Source organism: Psychrobacter sp. (assembly GCF_035469765.1).
Classification (GTDB): domain Bacteria; phylum Pseudomonadota; class Gammaproteobacteria; order Pseudomonadales; family Moraxellaceae; genus Psychrobacter.
Genome location: NZ_DATIRM010000022.1, coordinates 1 through 3,271 on the forward strand (window position 1 = coordinate 1; position 3,271 = coordinate 3,271).

Annotated in this window: 1 protein-coding gene; it reads left to right on the plus strand. The window is 43.0% G+C overall.

All coding sequences use genetic code 11. The features are described 5' to 3' along the window. Window positions 1–463: 463 nt before the first annotated feature. On the plus strand, window positions 464–3,271 hold a 2,808-nt coding region (hrpA, locus tag VLN09_RS00500; protein ID WP_325243060.1), incomplete at its 3' end, for an ATP-dependent RNA helicase HrpA.

A 3,271-nucleotide genomic window follows, 5' to 3' on the forward strand; every position in this document is an offset into this window, starting at 1 on the left:
TCCCAAATGTTAAAATCATTATCGAGCCTCTTGCTAGAGTGCTTGATGCAGCTATAGATATTGTAGAAGATAAAGAATACGTAGGATATGTAAGTATTAAAAATCTTAAAAAATTAGCGCTGTGATAATATTGATCGTCGCTTATGTATTTGTACGTTTTCAGACATAAGTTTACTCACCCTATATATCTAAGGGATTTCTGGTTGTTTTATGAATTTAAGGCTGTTTATTAGCAATAACACCAGTCTAGACCATACACGAGTAACTTGAATCACAGCTCAATTATCCCCATAATCTAACCACTTCCAAACAATAAATAGCCTAAGTAAATATGCCTGATACTTCAAAAGAAAATCAAGAAAACAGCCAGCATGTACAAGCGGAAAATCTGAACGCCGATACAAAAAATCCGCAGAAAGAGAGTGTAGATGCTCAATATGCCGTTTCTGTTGCTAATTTACCTATGCTCGCAAAAGATGAGTATTATCTCAGTCGCCTTGAGCGTGAGCTGGCACGTGCAAAATCGCCTAAAAAGCCCGCTGCTAATAAAAATAGCAATACGGATGACACACATGACGCTAAAAGCAGTAATGATTTTGATAAAAAACGCGCCCAATATGAACAGTTAAAAACCCGCTCACAACAAGCGGTGCAAGCACGTATAGATAGCATTCCAAATAAGCTGGCAGAGAAACTGAATCAGGATCTGCCTGTTAGTCAACGTGGTGATGATTTAATTCAGGCAATCATTGATAACCAAGTGATTATCGTTGCAGGTGAAACAGGCTCAGGTAAAACGACCCAACTGCCTAAATTAGCAATGCTAGCCGGTCGCGGTATACGTGGGCAGATAGGGCATACACAGCCGCGAAGATTGGCAGCTCGAAGTGTTGCTAACCGAATTGCGGAAGAGTTGGGTGAACAGCTCGGTAATACTGTCAGCTTTAAGATTCGATTTAATGAGCAGGGCACGGCACAATCAGTCGTTAAGCTCATGACTGATGGTATTTTGTTGGCTGAACTGGGTCATGATCGTTTTTTGAGTAAATACGATACTATCATTATTGATGAAGCGCATGAGCGTAGCTTAAACATCGACTTTATTATGGGTTATCTAAAAAAGCTATTACCCAAACGTCCTGATCTAAAAGTTATTATTACCTCTGCAACACTAGATACTAAACGCTTTAGTGAGTACTTTAGCCGCTATGATAACAAGCTAAAACGTAACATACCGGCACCTATCTTCAATGTTGAAGGGCGAAGTTTCCCTGTCGAAGTGCGTTATCGTCCATTAACGGATGAGCCAGTAACTAGCTCGGATGATGACAGCTATGACGACTTTGAAGAGAATCTGCCGCGTGCGGTGGTTGCTGCAGTTGAAGAGTGCTTTAGTGATGCACAAAATAAAGGTCATGCTGATCAAGCAGATATTTTAATATTTGCAGCGACTGAAGCTGAGATACGTGAGCTACAAGAAGTACTTGAGCGTCATGGACCTAAGCATACCGAAGTGCTGCCGTTGTTTGCACGCCAGACTTATGAAGAGCAGCAGCGTATCTTTCAGCCCTCAGGTCGCGGTCGGCGTATTGTTATCGCCACTAACGTGGCTGAGACGGCATTGACCGTACCCGGTATTCGTTATGTGATTGATTTGGGTTTTGCGCGGATTTCTCGTTATTCTTATCGCTCACGCGTGCAGCGCCTGCCGATTGAGGCTATCTCACAAGCAGCAGCCAATCAGCGGAAAGGTCGTTGTGGTCGTGTTGCGCCTGGTGTTTGTATTCGCTTATATAGTGAAGAGGATTTTACTGGTCGTCCAGAGTTTACCGAGCCAGAGATTCTTCGCACTAACTTAGCCTCAGTTATTTTGCAAATGGCAAATCTGCGCCTAGGTAGCGTTGATGATTTCGAATTCATTGAGCCACCTGACAGTCGCTTAGTCACTGATGGGCATAAACTACTAAATGAGCTTGGTGCAATTGTCGAAAAAAATGAGCAAGCAGTTAACAATGTAGGCAATAAGTCAAAACGACAAGGTTTAGACCATCTAAAATTGACTCGTATCGGACAGCAGATGGCACGTATGCCAATCGATCCGAGGCTGGCGCGTATGCTAGTCGCTGGCTCCGACTTTGACTGTATCCGTGAAATGCTGATTGTGGTTGCCGCGCTTGCGGTTCAAGACCCACGCGAGCGTCCGGCGAATAAGCGCACTCAAGCCGATCAAAAGCATGCAGAATTCCGCCAAGATGACTCCGACTTCTTATTTTATTTAAGTTTATGGAAAGTACTGTTTGAAAAAGATGAGGACGGTAATAAGCTGTCTGGCAATCAGCGCAAACAGTTTACTAAAAAGAATTATCTTAGTTTCCCGCGGGTACGTGAATGGCACCAGACCCATCGCCAGCTGGTGCAAATGGTTACCGAGCTTAAGCTGACGGCTGACACTAATAATAAATCTAATACTAAAGATGATGAATTAGCCAATAGCGATCCAACGGGCGTTGATGATGAAGCGCTAAAAGCGGTGAAGTATGCCAATTTGCATCGAGCCTTATTAACAGGCTTATTGTCCATTATCGCCCATAAAACTGAAAATCGTGGCGAATACTTAGCAGCGCGTCAGCAAAAAGCCAAAATATTCCCAGCCAGTACGGTATTTAAGCAAATACCACCTTGGGTCATGGCATTTGAGATGGTCGAAACCTCACAAGTCTTTATGCGCACTGTTGCCAAGATTGAACCGGAATGGATTATATCGGCTGCGGGTAACTTATTAAAATATCACTATTTTGAACCGCATTGGTCTAAAAAAACTGGTCGCGTCAAAGCTTATGCGCAGATCAGTTTGTTCGGTCTGATTATTATCAGTAAGCAGCTGACCAACTATGAGCAAGTCAATTTAAGCGAGTCACGCGAGATATTTATCCGAGATGGTCTGGTTACTGGAAATTTAGGTAGACAAGCGCCGTTCTTACAGCATAATATGGATAAAATTGCTGACATTGAACGTATTGAGGATAAATTACGCCGCCGTGATTTATTGGTCGATGAAGAATCGCTGTATCAGTTTTATGACAACAAAATCCCTGAGCATATTGCAAGCCGTAAAACGTTTGAAGACTGGCGTGCTGAGGTTGAAAAAACCGATACTCAGTATCTGTTCTTTACCGATGAGGACGTGCTTAATAGCCAAGCACCGACCACAGGTGATTTTCCAGAAGTATGGAAACTGGGCGATTTAAAGCTGCCACTACGCTATATCTTT